The 14,717-nt window shown below is 60.3% G+C and carries 18 protein-coding genes; 10 read left to right on the forward strand and 8 right to left on the reverse strand.

Annotation, left to right across the window (positions count from 1 at the left end):
* Nucleotides 1-47: 47 nt before the first annotated feature.
* Complete coding sequence (locus BK660_RS20695; protein ID WP_123434867.1) at nt 48-707, reverse strand: glutathione S-transferase family protein; 660 nt, start codon at nt 705-707, stop codon at nt 48-50.
* A gap of 124 nt (nt 708-831) precedes the next feature.
* Between BK660_RS20695 and BK660_RS20700 the strand changes: the two genes are divergently transcribed.
* From BK660_RS20700 to BK660_RS20710, 3 genes are all read left to right on the forward strand, one after another.
* Nucleotides 832-1,128, forward strand: coding sequence for a hypothetical protein (locus tag BK660_RS20700; RefSeq protein WP_123434868.1), 297 nt, complete (start codon nt 832-834; stop codon nt 1,126-1,128).
* A 325-nt stretch (nt 1,129-1,453) separates the two neighbouring features.
* On the forward strand, nt 1,454-1,699 hold the full coding sequence (locus BK660_RS20705; protein WP_123434869.1) for a TIGR02647 family protein: 246 nt from the start codon (nt 1,454-1,456) through the stop codon (nt 1,697-1,699).
* 193 nt (nt 1,700-1,892) lie between these two features.
* Entirely contained in the window at nt 1,893-4,736 is a 2,844-nt protein-coding gene (locus BK660_RS20710; RefSeq protein ID WP_123434870.1) for a class I adenylate cyclase, read from the forward strand.
* A 5-nt stretch (nt 4,737-4,741) separates the two neighbouring features.
* Here the strand turns inward: BK660_RS20710 and rnk are convergent, their stop codons facing one another.
* The 3 genes from rnk to cyaY all read right to left on the reverse strand — a co-directional run bounded on the left by rnk (nt 4,742) and on the right by cyaY (nt 5,873).
* Nucleotides 4,742-5,152: a nucleoside diphosphate kinase regulator gene (gene rnk, locus BK660_RS20715; protein ID WP_123434871.1), complete on the reverse strand. Its 411-nt coding sequence runs from the start codon at nt 5,150-5,152 to the stop codon at nt 4,742-4,744.
* A 165-nt stretch (nt 5,153-5,317) separates the two neighbouring features.
* On the reverse strand, nt 5,318-5,536 hold the full coding sequence (locus BK660_RS20720) for a DUF1289 domain-containing protein (protein WP_185045150.1): 219 nt from the start codon (nt 5,534-5,536) through the stop codon (nt 5,318-5,320).
* Between the two features lie 4 nt (nt 5,537-5,540).
* Nucleotides 5,541-5,873 (reverse strand): iron donor protein CyaY, encoded by a 333-nt coding sequence (gene cyaY / locus BK660_RS20725; RefSeq protein WP_123434872.1) that lies wholly within the window; start codon nt 5,871-5,873, stop codon nt 5,541-5,543.
* A gap of 329 nt (nt 5,874-6,202) precedes the next feature.
* Here cyaY and lptM point away from each other — a divergent pair, with 329 nt between their 5' ends.
* From lptM to BK660_RS20760, 6 genes are read left to right on the forward strand one after another with little or no spacing between them, the layout of a single operon-like run.
* The gene (lptM, locus tag BK660_RS20735) at nt 6,203-6,379 is read left to right on the forward strand and encodes an LPS translocon maturation chaperone LptM (protein WP_123434873.1); all 177 of its coding nucleotides are present in this window, start codon (nt 6,203-6,205) and stop codon (nt 6,377-6,379) included.
* A 9-nt stretch (nt 6,380-6,388) separates the two neighbouring features.
* Complete coding sequence (gene lysA / locus BK660_RS20740; protein ID WP_123434874.1) at nt 6,389-7,636, forward strand: diaminopimelate decarboxylase; 1,248 nt, start codon at nt 6,389-6,391, stop codon at nt 7,634-7,636.
* A 4-nt stretch (nt 7,637-7,640) separates the two neighbouring features.
* Nucleotides 7,641-8,471 (forward strand): diaminopimelate epimerase, encoded by an 831-nt coding sequence (gene dapF / locus BK660_RS20745; protein ID WP_123434875.1) that lies wholly within the window; start codon nt 7,641-7,643, stop codon nt 8,469-8,471.
* A 13-nt stretch (nt 8,472-8,484) separates the two neighbouring features.
* On the forward strand, nt 8,485-9,210 hold the full coding sequence (locus tag BK660_RS20750) for a DUF484 family protein (protein WP_123434876.1): 726 nt from the start codon (nt 8,485-8,487) through the stop codon (nt 9,208-9,210).
* Nucleotides 9,211-9,212: 2 nt separating this feature from the next.
* Nucleotides 9,213-10,112, forward strand: a complete 900-nt coding sequence (xerC, locus tag BK660_RS20755; protein ID WP_123434877.1) for a tyrosine recombinase XerC — start codon at nt 9,213-9,215, stop codon at nt 10,110-10,112.
* On the forward strand, nt 10,109-10,816 hold the full coding sequence (locus tag BK660_RS20760) for an HAD family hydrolase (protein WP_123434878.1): 708 nt from the start codon (nt 10,109-10,111) through the stop codon (nt 10,814-10,816). The genes xerC and BK660_RS20760 overlap by 4 nt, the downstream gene beginning before the upstream one ends.
* Before the next feature lie 187 nt (nt 10,817-11,003).
* Here BK660_RS20760 and sutA read toward each other — a convergent pair whose 3' ends face one another.
* From sutA to glnK, 4 genes are all read right to left on the reverse strand, one after another.
* A complete protein-coding gene (gene sutA / locus BK660_RS20765) occupies nt 11,004-11,327 on the reverse strand; it encodes a transcriptional regulator SutA (RefSeq protein WP_007942370.1) in 324 nt (107 codons plus the stop codon).
* Nucleotides 11,328-11,430: 103 nt separating this feature from the next.
* Nucleotides 11,431-11,856 carry a secondary thiamine-phosphate synthase enzyme YjbQ gene (locus BK660_RS20770; protein ID WP_008030499.1) on the reverse strand — a complete coding sequence of 142 codons (426 nt, stop codon included), beginning with the start codon at nt 11,854-11,856 and terminating at the stop codon, nt 11,431-11,433.
* Between the two features lie 213 nt (nt 11,857-12,069).
* Nucleotides 12,070-13,407: an ammonium transporter gene (locus BK660_RS20775; RefSeq protein ID WP_123434879.1), complete on the reverse strand. Its 1,338-nt coding sequence runs from the start codon at nt 13,405-13,407 to the stop codon at nt 12,070-12,072.
* Between the two features lie 37 nt (nt 13,408-13,444).
* On the reverse strand, nt 13,445-13,783 hold the full coding sequence (glnK, locus tag BK660_RS20780; RefSeq protein WP_002555808.1) for a P-II family nitrogen regulator: 339 nt from the start codon (nt 13,781-13,783) through the stop codon (nt 13,445-13,447).
* 419 nt (nt 13,784-14,202) lie between these two features.
* Here glnK and BK660_RS20785 point away from each other — a divergent pair, with 419 nt between their 5' ends.
* A complete protein-coding gene (locus BK660_RS20785; protein ID WP_123434880.1) occupies nt 14,203-14,463 on the forward strand; it encodes an accessory factor UbiK family protein in 261 nt (86 codons plus the stop codon).
* Nucleotides 14,464-14,717 lie beyond the last annotated feature (254 nt).

Raw genomic sequence — 14,717 nt, forward strand, 5'->3', positions numbered from 1 at the left:
TGGGAGCGGGCTTGCTCGCGAAAGCGATATCAAAAACGCTACAAAACCTACTTCTTGGACGCGATCATCGCCATAAACGCTGGCATCGCCGCTTCCTTGTCCGCTGCAATTCGCTGCACATTCGAATTCTCTCCCAGACGCTCAAGCAACGCCTTGGCCGCCGGCATCTCGGCCAACAAATCCAGGCCAAACAACTTCTGCCCCACCGCAGCGGCCAACGGCACGCTATACAGGAAATACAGATCGGCAATGCTCAGGCTGTCGCCTGCCACATAAGGGGCGAACTTGCCGTGCCGCGCCAGCGAGGCGAACCCCAGCAGCAACTCCGACTTGGTCCTTTCCTTGATTGCTTCCGGAACCGGCGAGCCAAAAAACGCTTCGCCGTAGCACATGCGTCCCGGCAACTCGATGTACAGCTCGATTTCCTTGGCCAGCGCCAGCACCTGGGCGCGCTCGAAAGGATCGCTTGGCAACAGCGGCGTGCCTTTCTGGCTCTGCTCGATGTACTCAAGAATGATGGCGGTTTCATTAACGAAACCCTGTTCGACGCCCAGCACGGGCACCTTGCCGCGCGGGCTGATGGCCAGCGCTTCCGGGCTCGGGCCAGGGTAAAACAGCACTTCTTCGAACGGCACTCCCTTCTCCAGCAGCGCCAGTTTCACCATGTTGTAGTAGTTGCTGACGGAAAATCCATAAAGCTTGAGCATCACAAAGCCTCCAGGCCGTGCGGGGTTGGCAGTCCTGTTTTATAGATCGCCCGGGCGATTCTTGCCAGCAGCATCACAGCGCTGAATGCAGGTAAACTGGCCGCCTTAACTTGAGGAGCCTGCCATGAGCGAGCCAACCCCCGGCATCAACAACGACGAAATCGACGAAGAAGAGTTCGCCGAAAACACCCTGATCGAAGCCATCGAAAACCAGATTGAAAGCGACAACCCGCCGGCTGCCAAGGCAACTTTCAACAAGTTGACGCTGGTCGGTTACGAGCGTGAAGAAATTCTCAACTTGATGGCACACGTGTTGGCGGTAGAAATCGACGCGATCCTCGAAGAAGACCGCGGGTTCAACACCGAATGGTACGAAACAGCCCTTCGCGCGCTGCCGGAATTGCCGCCGGAAAAGAAATAAACCCGATTTGATGGGCAGCAAGCTTCTGTGGCGAGGGAGCTTGCTCCCGCTCGGTTGCGGAGCAGTCGCAAAACTTTTGGGGCCGCTCCGCGCCCCAGCGGGAGCAAGCTCCCTCGCCACACAATCCGCTCCTACACAAATTGTCACCCATCAATACTGCCTTCCCCCAGACCCTGACTACACTGGAACGCACCCCGCTGCCGCACCACCCGCCGGGGAATGCTTCCCGAGGTGAAAAAACCCTGATGCAGGCACTGGACATGCCGCACGAGTGGGCTCACCTTAGGGGCGCTGTCGTCCAATTCCTAGAAAGTCTGGAGTCCTTATGTCGCTTACCCCTGAGTTGGTTGCCGAACTGGAAGTCCTCGCGCTCTTCAACCTGGACAGTTCCCAGGAAGGTTTGAAAATTCATCAGACCGCTGCCCCGAAACACATTGCCGCCGCCCAACGCCTTTTTGAAAAAGAACTGACCGACCAGCCCGATGGCGGTTACCTGACCAGCCTGGGTCGTGACGCCGCGCAAAATGTACAAACCGTGCTGACCATTCTGCGCGCCGAAGAAACAGCCTGAAGAACACCGCTTCGCCCACGGAAACCCCTGTCACGGGATTTCCGCGGGCAAACCCGGCGACCTGCTGTCGCCCCGCGATAAAAATCTGACGTCAAAAATACAAATTCAGCTTAAAAGTGGCAGGCCCGAGGCGCTAAACTGCCCCTCATTCGCCGCCCCCACGTCCGAGCTTCGCGAGCCGGTTTGAGCTGACATGACCCGCACCCATGAAATCCGCCCCGATCTGGACGAGGGAATCGACCGCAAGGTTCTCAGCCAACTGCGCGCACGCTTTCTAAAACTCAATGAAGGCCGCATGGCCCGGGCCATGGAAGGGTTGTCGACCCGCCAGCAAACGGTGCTGACGCTGCTACCGCTGTTTTTCCACGTCAATCATCCGTTATTGCCGGGGTATGTTTCCGGCGCTACGCCGGCCGGGCTGTCGAACTTCGAGCCGGACGCCACTGCCCTCGCTGAAGCCCAACGCCTGACCCGCTCGTTCTCTTACAAACCGCGCCACGGCAGCAATCCGCCGCGACCGATCCACGGCCTGTTCCTGATGGGCAGCCTGGGCACGCTGGCTCAAGCCGATCAAAGCGACATGGACGTCTGGGTCTGTCACGCGCCGGACCTCAGCGAAAGCGAACTCGCCGAGCTGCGTAAAAAGTGCCAACTGCTGGAGATCTGGGCCGCGAGCCTGGGCGCCGAAGCGCACTTCTTCCTGATCGACCCGATGCGCTTCGTGCTCGGCGAGCGCGATACCCAGTTGAGCTCCGAAGACTGCGGCACTACCCAACACTACCTGCTGCTGGACGAGTTCTATCGCACTGCCATCTGGCTGGCCGGCCGCACGCCGATCTGGTGGCTGGTGCCGGTCTACGAAGAAACAGCCTACGACCGCTACACCCACACGCTGCTGTCCAAACGCTTCATCCGTGCCGACGAAAGCCTGGATCTGGGGCATCTGGCATTCATACCGCCGGGGGAGTTCATCGGCGCCGGACTCTGGCAGTTGTTCAAGGGCATCGAGTCGCCCTACAAGTCCTTGCTCAAGCTGCTGCTGACCGAGGTCTACGCCAGCGAGCACCCCAAGGTTCATTGCCTGAGCCTGCGTTTCAAGCAAGCCGTGTTCGCCAATCAACTGGACCTCGATGAGCTGGACCCGTACATCGTGGTCTACCGGCGCATCGAGGAATACCTCAAGGCCCGGGGCGAACCGGAACGGTTGGAATTGGTACGGCGCGCGCTGTACCTGAAGGTCAATCGCAAACTCACCGGCAACACCCGCACCCAGAGCTGGCAGCGTTCATTGCTGGAGCGGCTGGCCCAGGAATGGGGCTGGGATCAGCGGCAACTGGCACTGCTCGACAGCCGCAGCCAGTGGAAAGTCCGCCAAGTCAGCGCTGAACGTCGCGCCTTGGTCAACGAGCTGAACTACAGCTACCGCTTCCTGACCCAGTTCGCCCGCACTGAACAGACTGTCAGCCTGATCAACAAACGCGACCTCAACGTATTGGGTCGCCGACTGTACGCCGCCTTCGAGCGCAAAGCCGACAAGGTCGAATTCATCAACCCGGGCATTGCCCCGGACCTGGCTGAAGACACGTTGACGCTGGTGCAGGCGCCCAACAAGAAGGAACCGGGGCAAACCCAGTGGGGTTTGTACAACGGCAGTCTGACTGCTCAGGAGTGGGAGCATTTCGCGCCGATCAAGCGCAGCCGCCAATTGCTGGAACTCCTGACCTGGTGCCACCGCAATGGCGTGATCGACAGCAGCACCCGGCTCGCCTTGCACCCCGGCACCAGCGACCTGAGCGAGTTTGAACTGTTCAACCTGCTCGGCAGCCTGCAACAGAGCATCGCCCTGCCCCTGACCACCGTGGCGGAAGAGCCCTTGCTGCGTGCCAGCGTACCGAGCGAGGTGCTGATCCTGGTGAACGTGGGTGTCGATCCGCTCAAGCACCATCGCGACTTGAACATCCTGATGACCACCGAGCGCACCGACTCGCTGAGCTATGCCGGGGTTCGCGAGAACCTGGTGCTGACGCTGGACCAGGTCACGCTCAACAGCTGGAACGAAGTGCTGGTCAGCCGCTACGACGGCCCTCACGCCCTGCTCGACTGCCTGCGGGCTTACCTCAACAACTTGCCGAGCGGGCCACAGCAGCCCAAGCTGCGGGTTCGCTGCTTCTGCCATAACCGCGCGCAGTTCATTGCCCGCCGGGTAGAAGAGGTGATCGACACCGCGCAGAACCTGCTGCTGAGCAACCTCAATCACCGTTACCTGATCCAGGTCCAGCAGCACTATCACGTGCTGGAATTGGTGCCGGGCCAGGTCAATCACGTCGCCATCGCCACCTTGCCGGCGCTGATCGATTACCTGGGTGAGGAACTGGCAGGCTACAGCCCGCTGCACCTGGACCCGATGGCGCTGGAAGACCACGACCTCGCGCTGATCCTGCCGATGGGCCAGCCCGAGTGCATTCAGGTGTTCTACCGAATCAATGAGGATCAGGCTGATCTGTACGTGCTGGATGAGCTCAATGCGCTGTGGCAACAACGCCTGCCCTATCACGACGAGCAGAGCCTGTTGGTGCCGCTGCAACGCTTCCTGCAATCGATCCAGTACCGGCGCGATGCCTTGTTGCCGATGGATGCCGCTCAACCCGTGAGCATGGACACGTTGTACTACCAACTGCTGCCGTCCGGCCCCGGGCGGGCGCGTCGGGTCGAAGCGCGGCCTGCGCCACAAACGCCGGTCAATAAACCGTTCTACGACGTGCAGGCCATCATCGGCAAAGCCGCGCCGGGCGAGGTGCAGGTGACGTTGTATTGCAATCAGCGAGAGTTTTCAGAGCTGGAACATGGCGACCAACTGTTCAGCGTGGTCGCGCAGGAGATTGTCGATCAGCGGCGCGAAACCGAACGCTATCGCTGCTACATCACCGACCTGGACCTCTCGGGCCTGCTCGGTGACGGTCAGAGTTCCAGCAATCTGTATCTGCGTTACAAGGCTGACCTGGAGCGCTCGTTGAACGAGGCGCTCGAACAGGTCTGAGGGGTTTACTCCGGAAAGTGTCCGCCCTCGGCCGGCTGCGATTCGACTTCCAGCAGGGTCAGTTTGAGTGTCTTGCCGCCGGGTGCCGGCCAGTCGATGTGCTGACCAACCTTGAGACCGAGCAGCGCGCTGCCGACCGGCGCCAGAATAGAAATTTTGCCTTCGTCGGCATTGGCGTCTTTGGGGTAAACCAACGTCAGGTGATAGTCCTTGCCGCTGCCTTCTTCGCGGCAGTGCACACGGGAATTCATGGTCACAACATCGTTGGGCACTTCATCGTGACCGACCAGAGTATCGGCGCGGTCCAGTTCGGTTTGCAGCGCGATAACGCCCGGCAGCGTGTCATCCAGGCTGTCGATCAGGCGCTCCAGACGTTGCACGTCCAGACGAGTAAGGGTGATGGAAGGTGCGGTCATGATTGAGGCAGACTCCTTTCTTCTGCACAGAAAAAGCAAAACCCCGCCAGAAAAAGGCGGGGTTTTCACGAGCCTCGATGAGTTGAGGCGTTTCTGGACACTATCACAGCTCAATAAATATACAAGTCAGGTGCGACCATGGCCCTGTGCAGAGCACAAAAGCTCTTATGCCAAGGATTTGCGCTGGACCGCTTGGGCACAGATAACCCGCCTGCGGTCATCATCCGCCGAACGCCATTCGCGGATGTCTTCGACATGGCGAAAACACCCCAGGCACACCTTCTGTTCGTCCAGCCGGCACACACCGCTGCACGGCGAAGGCACCGCCGGGCTGACATTACTGTAGAGCGGCTTGGGCGGGCGAACGACGGCGGGCTCGGTCACAATCTCACAGACCTTCGAAATCGAGTTCGACGTCAGCCTGCTGCTTGACGATGCGCTCGAGCATTTCGCCCAACTGCTCTTCGCTCTTGTCGCACATCCAGCGCTCGCTCTCTTCGTCGTAGTCGAAGTGGAAACCACCCGAAACCGCCGCCAGCCACAGCTGACGCAGCGGTTCCTGACGACTGAAGATCAACTGGCTGCCGTTTTCGAACTTGACGGTGAGCACACCGGCCGAGCTCTCCAGATCGATATCCAGGTCACACTCGTCAAAAATATCCTCCAGCGTCTGCTGGGTGGCATCGACCAGATCGTGGAAACGGGCTTCGGTCAAACTCATTGCGGCAACCTCAAAAAGTGTCTGTTCACGCTCAAGCGCCGCAAGATACGGGCGAGCCCCGGTGATTGCAAAGGATAACGATCAAGCACCGATATAGGTACAGCAAACACTGTACCTGTGGGAGCGGGCTTGCCCGCGAAGAGGCCAGCACATTCAATATCTTTGTTGACTGAACCACCGCTTTCGCGGGCAAGCCCGCTCCCACAGGGATTGCGCCTGGCTGACCGGCATCGTGCCAAGCCCCGCCGGACGGGAGCCCCGTCGCATAGGCAAGCTGACGGGTGGCCGGTATACTCCGGCGCAATTAACGCATTTTCAAGGATTTCGCCATGAAGCGCCTGATCTCTTCCCTTGCTGCGCTCCTCGCGGTTGCCTGCCTTGTGTCGGCCTGTGGTCAAAAAGGCCCGCTGTATCTGCCTGATCCAGACCAGGACCCTGCCGAGCAGGCCCAGTCCTCGCAAAAGCAGCCTGCCTCCAAAGCACACAAGCACGACGTCTACCAATAAGGGAACGCCATGGACGCTTTTAATTACCGTGGCGGGGAGCTGTTTGCCGAAGGTGTGGCCCTGTCGGCCATCGCCGAACGTTTCGGCACACCGACCTACGTCTACTCCCGCGCGCACATCGAAGCCCAATACCTGGCTTACGCCGATGCGCTGGCCGGCATGCCGCACCTGGTCTGCTTTGCGGTCAAGGCCAACTCCAACCTGGGTGTACTGAATGTCCTGGCGCGTCTGGGCGCCGGTTTTGACATCGTCTCCCGTGGCGAGCTGGAACGTGTGCTGGCCGCTGGCGGCAGCGCCGACAAGATCGTGTTCTCCGGTGTCGGCAAGACCCGTGACGACATGCGTCGCGCCCTCGAAGTCGGCGTACATTGCTTCAACGTCGAATCCACCGATGAGCTGGAACGCCTGCAAGTGGTCGCCGCCGAGCTGGGCGTTCGCGCACCGATCTCGCTGCGTGTGAACCCGGACGTTGATGCGGGCACGCACCCGTACATTTCCACCGGTCTCAAAGAGAACAAGTTCGGCATCGCCATTGCCGACGCCGAAGACGTGTACATCCGCGCCGCGCAACTGCAAAACCTGGAAATCGTCGGCGTTGATTGCCACATCGGTTCGCAATTGACCACCCTGCCGCCCTTCATCGACGCCCTCGACCGCCTGCTGGGCCTGGTCGACCGCCTCGGCGATTGCGGCATCTACCTGCGCCACATCGATCTCGGTGGTGGTTTGGGCGTGCGTTACCGCGATGAAGAGCCGCCATTGGCTGGCGACTACATCAAGGCTGTGCGCGAGCGTCTCGACGGTCGTGACCTGGCGCTGGTGTTCGAACCGGGCCGCTTCATCGTGGCCAACGCCGGCGTGCTGCTGACCCAGGTGGAGTACCTCAAGCACACCGAACACAAAGACTTCGCCATCGTCGACGCGGCCATGAACGACTTGATCCGCCCGGCGCTGTACCAGGCCTGGATGGACGTCACTGCCGTGCGCCCGCGCGAGACCGCGGCGCGTGCCTACGACATCGTCGGCCCGATCTGCGAAACCGGCGACTTCCTGGCCAAGGATCGTCAACTGGCCCTGGAAGAAGGCGACCTGCTGGCCGTGCATTCGGCTGGCGCCTATGGGTTTGTCATGAGTTCCAACTACAACACCCGCGGCCGCGCCGCTGAAGTGTTGGTGGACGGTGATCAGGCAGTTGAAGTGCGTCGCCGTGAGACGGTAGCCGAGTTGTTTGCTGGCGAAAGCCTGCTGCCGGAGTAACCCCATGCTGCTGCGTTTTACCAAAATGCACGGCCTGGGCAATGACTTCATGGTCCTCGACCTGGTCAGCCAGCACGCGCACATCCTGCCCAAGCACGCCAAACAATGGGGCGACCGGCATACCGGCATCGGTTTCGACCAGTTGTTGATCGTCGAAGCGCCGAGCAACCCGGACGTGGATTTTCGTTATCGGATCTTCAACTCCGACGGCTCCGAAGTGGAACAGTGCGGCAACGGTGCGCGCTGTTTTGCCCGCTTCGTGCTCGACAAGCGCCTGACCGCAAAACGGCAGATTCGCGTCGAAACCAAAAGCGGCATCATTGAACTGGATGTGCGTAGCGACGGCCAGATCAGCGTCAACATGGGGGCACCGCGCCTGGTGCCGACGGACATTCCGTTTGTGGCCCCGGAACAGGCGCTAAGCTATCCGGTCGACGTCGATGGCACGCCGGTCGAACTGGCCGCCGTGTCCATGGGCAACCCCCATGCCGTGCTGCGGGTCAGCGACATCAATAACGCACCGGTGCATGAACTGGGGCCGAAAATCGAACACCACCCGCGCTTCCCGGCGCGGGTCAATGTCGGTTTTCTCCAGGTCATCGACCGCAGCCGCGCACAGTTGCGCGTCTGGGAACGTGGCGCCGGGGAAACCCAGGCGTGCGGCACCGGTGCCTGCGCAGCCGCAGTGGCCGCGATCAGCCAGGGGTGGATGGATTCGCCGCTATTGATCGACCTGCCTGGCGGGCGCTTGTCCATTGAGTGGGCAGGCCCTGGCCATCCGGTCATGATGACCGGCCCGGCAGTCCGCGTATACGAAGGACAAGTGCGTCTTTGAGTGAGCGAAATCCATGACCGACAAGCCCCAGGTTCCCGCCCTGCAGCCCGACGAATCTCCTTCCGAAAGCCTTGAGGCGGCGGCGATTGCCGCGTACCTGGAGGCTCATCCGGATTTCTTCATCGAGCACGAAGAACTGCTCCCGGCCATGCGTATTCCGCACCGTCGCGGCGACACCATTTCGCTGGTCGAGCGCCAGATGACCATCCTGCGCGAGCGCAACATCGAGCTGCGTCATCGCCTGTCGCACTTGATGGACGTGGCCCGCGACAACGACCGCCTCTTCGACAAGACCCGCCGCCTGATTCTCGCGCTGATGGACGCCACCAGCCTGGAAGACGTGGTGATCAGCGTCGAAGACAGCTTGCGCCAGGATTTCCAGGTGCCTTTTGTCAGCCTGATCCTGTTGGGTGACAACCCGATGCCGGTGGGTCGCTGGGTGACTCACGCCGAGGCGCAAACGGCCATCGGTGGTTTGCTCTCGGAAGATAAAAGCGTCAGCGGCAGCCTGCGCGAACACGAACTGGATTTCCTGTTCGGCGAAGAACAGCGCAAGCAGATCGGCTCCACCGCCGTTGTCGCGATCAGCCACCAAGGCATTCACGGCATCCTGGCCATCGCCAGCCGTGATCCGCAGCACTACAAAAGCTCGGTCGGCACCCTGTTCCTGAGCTACATCGCCGAAGTCATGGGCCGCGTGCTGCCACGGGTCAACAGCTCCCTGCGCTCGGTCCGCTGAGCATGGAACGGCAACTGGACGCTTACTGCGAACACCTGCGCAGTGAGCGACAGGTGTCGCCGCACACGCTGTACGCCTACCGCCGCGACCTCGATAAAGTGCTGGGCTTCTGTGTCAAACAGAACATCGGCAGCTGGGCCGCGCTGGATATCCAGCGCCTGCGCAGCCTGATCGCCCGCCTGCATTCACAGGGTCAATCGTCCCGCAGCCTCGCGAGACTGCTGTCAGCGGTTCGCGGGCTCTATCACTATCTGAATCGCGAAGGCCTGTGCGACCACGACCCGGCCAACGGCCTGGCGCCACCCAAAGGTGAGCGCCGCCTGCCGAAAACCCTCGACACCGACCGCGCGCTGCAACTGTTGGAAGGCGCGGTGGAGGATGATTTCCTCGCGCGACGGGATCAGGCGATTCTGGAGTTGTTCTATTCCTCGGGATTACGCCTTTCAGAGCTGACCGGGCTCAATCTCGATCAGCTGGACCTGGCCGACGGCATGGTTCAAGTGCTGGGCAAGGGCAGCAAAACCCGTCTGTTGCCGGTCGGCAAGAAAGCGCGCGAAGCGCTGGAGCTGTGGCTGCCGTTGCGGGCCATGACCAACCCGGCGGACGACGCCGTGTTCGTCAGCCAGCAAGGCCGGCGCCTCGGGCCTCGGGCGATTCAGGTGCGGGTCAAGGCTGCCGGCGCGCGTGAGCTGGGGCAAAACCTGCACCCGCACATGCTGCGACACTCCTTTGCCAGCCACCTGCTCGAGTCATCGCAGGACCTGCGCGCGGTGCAGGAGCTGCTCGGCCACGCAGACATCAAAACCACCCAGATCTACACCCACCTGGATTTCCAGCACCTGGCCACGGTTTACGACAGCGCCCATCCACGGGCCAAACGCATTAAAGGCGATGACTCATGACCATCCAATTGATCACCTTCGACCTCGACGACACCCTGTGGGACACCGCCCCGGTGATCCTCAGCGCCGAAGCCGTATTGCGTGAATGGCTGACCGAGCATGCGCCGAACCTCGGGGCGGTGCCGGTGGAGCATTTGTGGGCGATTCGTGAGCGGATCCTAGGCAGCGAGCCGGGGCTCAAGCACCGCATCAGCGCGTTGCGTCGCCGCGTGTTGTTCCATGCGCTGGAGGAAGCCGGTTACGCCCATGACCAGGCCAAAGATCTCGCCGACAAAAGCTTTGAAGTGTTTTTGCATGCGCGGCATCAGATCGAGGTGTTCCCCGAAGTCGAGCCGACCCTGGAAACCCTGGCCAAGCACTACGCCCTCGGCGTGGTCACCAATGGCAACGCCGATGTCCGTCGGTTAGGCCTGGCGGATTACTTCAAGTTTGCGTTGTGCGCTGAAGATATTGGTATTGCCAAACCGGATGCGCGCTTGTTTCATGAGGCATTGCAACGTGGTGGCGCAACGCCTGAAACGGCCGTGCACATTGGCGATCATCCGGGGGATGACATTGCCGGAGCGCAGCAGGCGGGGCTGCGGGCGATCTGGTTTAACCCGCAGGGTAAAGCGTGGGAAGCGCAGAAGGCTCCAGATGCCGAGATTCGCAGTTTGACCGAATTGCCAGCGTTGCTGGCCCTGTGGAATTCCGTGTCGGGTTGACGCAAACCCTGTGGGAGCGAGCCTGCTCGCGAAAGCGGTGGATCAGCCGACATGGATTTTGAATATGAGGGCCTCTTCGCGAGCAGGCTCGCTCCCACATTGGATCGCGCTGCATTTGATGCTTTTGTACCACCCATGAAAAAGCCCGCAGCGACGGCGGGCTTTTTCAGCAAGCAAGGGCAGACGCTTAGATAGGCCGGCTGCCGTACTTGTTGTCAGGCTTCTTGGGAGGATCGGCGACCACGTTGGCCTCCACTTCCTGCACCTTGCCGCCCTTGGCCAAAAACTCTTCCATGGCCCGCGCGAGAGCATCGCGTTCCTTGTTCTTGGCTTCGACACTCGGCAGCTCATCGACCGACACCGCTGCCTTGGCTTTGCCTTTGGCGGTCGGAACGGGCGCTTCACCACCGTCGTCTTCAGCGACGTCTTCGGCCGCTGCTTCCAGACCTTCTTCGGTTTCGTCGTCGTCGCCTACTTCGAGGTCGTCGTTTTCCAGATCATCGTCGCTCATGTTCTACCTCATGACTCTTGCGAAAAGCAGATTAGTTATAGCCCAGCTTTACCGTCTGTCGACAGCTGCCGGAAAAATTCAATAACCGTTGGTGACCAGCGGTTCATGCCTCTTCACCGTGCACGGTGGCAAGGACTTTACGGGCACCGCCAAAATCACGGTGCTCGCCCAGATAAACACCTTGCCAGGTCCCCAGCGCCAGTCGGCCTGCCGAGATCGGCAAACTGAGCTGACAGCCAAGCACGCTGGCCTTGAAGTGCGCCGGGAGGTCGTCCAGGCCTTCGTCGTTATGCTCATAGCCGTCTGTTCCTTGTGGGATCAGACGATTGAAAAATCGTTCGAAGTCGCGACGTACCGCCGGATCGGCGTTCTCGTTGATGGTCAACGACGCCGAGGTATGCTGTAGCCACAAATGCAACAGACCGACCCGACACGCCTTGAGTTCAGGCAAGCCAGCGAGTAACTCGTCCGTTACCAGATGAAAGCCCCGGGGCCGTGCCCGCAGGGTAATCAGAGTCTGTTGCCACATACAGTTCTCCGCACGTTCGGGGCGCATTCTAGCGCGCTCTGGGAAAAAACAAAGGCCCTAATATTCCTTCAATCATGTAAGCCATTGGCCGCAGAAAAACGCCCGTCGTAAACGTCCCTGAACGCGTACGAAAAAACCTTTCAGCAGGTCCTTCACTGACAAACGCCAGACAAAAAAATGCCCGGCAAGCCGGGCAAGTTTTTTATGCGCGTCTTACAAGTTGTAGCCGCGTTCGTTATGGAGTGCCAGGTCGATACCGACAGCCTCTTCTTCTTCCGTGATCCGCAGGCCCATGACAGCGTCGAGGACCTTGAGAATGATGAAAGTGACGATCGCGGTGTAGATCACCGTGAAGCCCACGCCTTTGCACTGGATCCAGACTTGTGCGGCGATGTCGGTGACGGTGCCGAAGCCACCCAGGGACGGTGCAGCGAACACACCCGTCAGGATCGCGCCGAGGATACCGCCGATACCGTGCACACCAAAGGCGTCCAGGGAATCGTCATAACCGAGTTTGCGTTTCAGGGTGGTGGCGCAGAAGAAGCACACCACGCCCGCTGCCAGACCGATCACCAGAGCGCCCATCGGGCCCACGGTGCCAGCGGCTGGCGTAATAGCGACCAGACCGGCGACTACACCCGAAGCAATACCCAGTGCACTTGGTTTGCCGTGAGTCATCCACTCGGCGAACATCCAGCCCAGTGCAGCCGCGGCGGTTGCGATCTGGGTCACCAGCATCGCCATGCCGGCGGTGCCGTTGGCCGCCGCAGCAGAACCGGCGTTGAAGCCGAACCAGCCGACCCACAACATCGCGGCGCCCATCAGGGTGTAACCGAGGTTGTGCGGGGCCATCGGGGTGGTCGGGAAGCCTTTGCGCTTGCCCAGTACCAGGCAGGCAATCAGACCGGCCACACCGGCGTTGATGTGCACCACGGTGCCGCCGGCGAAGTCGAGCACGCCCCAGTCCCACAACAGGCCGCCGTTACCGGACCAGACCATGTGCGCAATCGGTGCGTAGACCAGGGTGAACCACACGCCCATGAAAATCAGCATGGCGGAGAACTTCATCCGCTCGGCGAAAGCACCGACGATCAATGCAGGAGTAATGATGGCGAAAGTCATCTGGAAGGTGACGAACACCGCCTCAGGGAACAGCGCCGCAGGACCCGTCAGGCTGGCTGGCGTGATGCCGGCGAGGAACGCCTTGTTCAGGCTCCCGAAGAACGAGTTGAAATTGATGACGCCCTGTTCCATGCCGGTGGTGTCGAACGCGATGCTGTAGCCATAAATGACCCACAGGACGCTGATCAAACCGGTAATGGCGAAGCACTGCATCATCACGGAAAGAATGTTTTTGGACCGAACCATGCCGCCGTAGAACAGCGCGAGGCCGGGAATGGTCATGAACAGCACGAGGGCTGTCGAGGTCATCATCCAGGCGGTGTCGCCGGAATTGAGGACTGGGGCCGCCACTTCGTCTGCCGCCATGGCCAGGCCGGGCATTACGAGGGACAACAGGGCTCCTAGCCCTGCGAATTTACGCAGAGTCATATTGTTTTCTCCTGGGGCGTTGGGTTTGTGGCGGCTTTTAAATCGCGTCGGTATCGGTTTCGCCGGTACGGATGCGAATCGCCTGTTCCAGATTGACCACGAAGATCTTGCCGTCACCGATCTTGCCGGTGTTGGCCGCCTTGGTTATCGCCTCGATAACCCGGTCCAGATCCTTGTCGTCAATGGCGACATCGATCTTCACCTTGGGCAGAAAATCGACCACGTATTCCGCGCCGCGATACAGCTCGGTGTGACCCTTCTGCCGACCGAAGCCTTTGACTTCAGTAACGGTAATGCCCTGCACGCCGATCTCGGACAGCGACTCGCGCACGTCGTCCAGTTTGAACGGCTTGATGATGGCAGTGACTAGCTTCATGAAAACTCTCTCCCGAATTGGTGGACTTGCCCCAGGAAAACAAACCCGTCTCAAGTCTAAGCGCAGTGCCTGGCTTTGTAACGCATCGTCGGCCTTGAATGCCCGTCCGACCCCAGCTAACCACCCCGTACGAAACACTTCCCCGTTTCGCCTGGCGCACTGCATTCGTCACAGCGACTGCATCAGTGCATGGGTTGATAGTCACTAAGCAGAAAGCTTGCCATCTCGCCAAAAACCCCTGAATTCAATCCCTTGGCCGATACCACGAGCCGGCGCCCTCCATTACCCGCGAACTAACGCACAACAACAGTGCGCTGCCGTCCGTCCGCATGCGCGAAAAGCGTGCGCCGGCCACCCGCCGGAATTGACTATAGACACTGCGTGATACACTGCCCGCCATTGTTTCCAGGACCTTTCCCATGCTCGCGCCCAAAGACTTCCTCGACGCCCTGACGGGCACCGCCTCCCGCCTCTTCAGCGGCGAAACCCCGCTGCCGAAAAGCGAAATCGAAAGCCAGTTCAAGGCATTGCTGCAGAGCGGCTTCAGCAAGCTCGATCTGGTCAGCCGGGAAGAGTTCGATAGCCAGATGGTCGTGCTCGCACGCACCCGGGCACGACTGGAGAGTCTTGAAGCCAAGGTGGCGGAGCTGGAAGCGAAGCTGAATCCGCCAAGCGAGTAACACAGTCGATCCTACGATAAAGCCCAATCCATTGTGGGAGCGAGCCTGCTCGCGATAAGGTCGGAACGACCTTCCAGCCATTCCGGATTCAGCGCTGATTCAAGGCAGAGTCCTACAACAATCTCATCCGCCGTCCGATAGCGCCGCAAAGCTCCAGTTCCTAAGCTCACCCAATGCTGAATGTTCGGCACTGGGTTTGGCGACCCGGAAGCTTAAGGCGCATTACGACCATCCGATGGCGGGTTTACTTCCGC

The sequence above is a fragment of the Pseudomonas brassicacearum genome (assembly GCF_003732265.1).
Lineage (GTDB): Bacteria > Pseudomonadota > Gammaproteobacteria > Pseudomonadales > Pseudomonadaceae > Aquipseudomonas > Aquipseudomonas brassicacearum_D.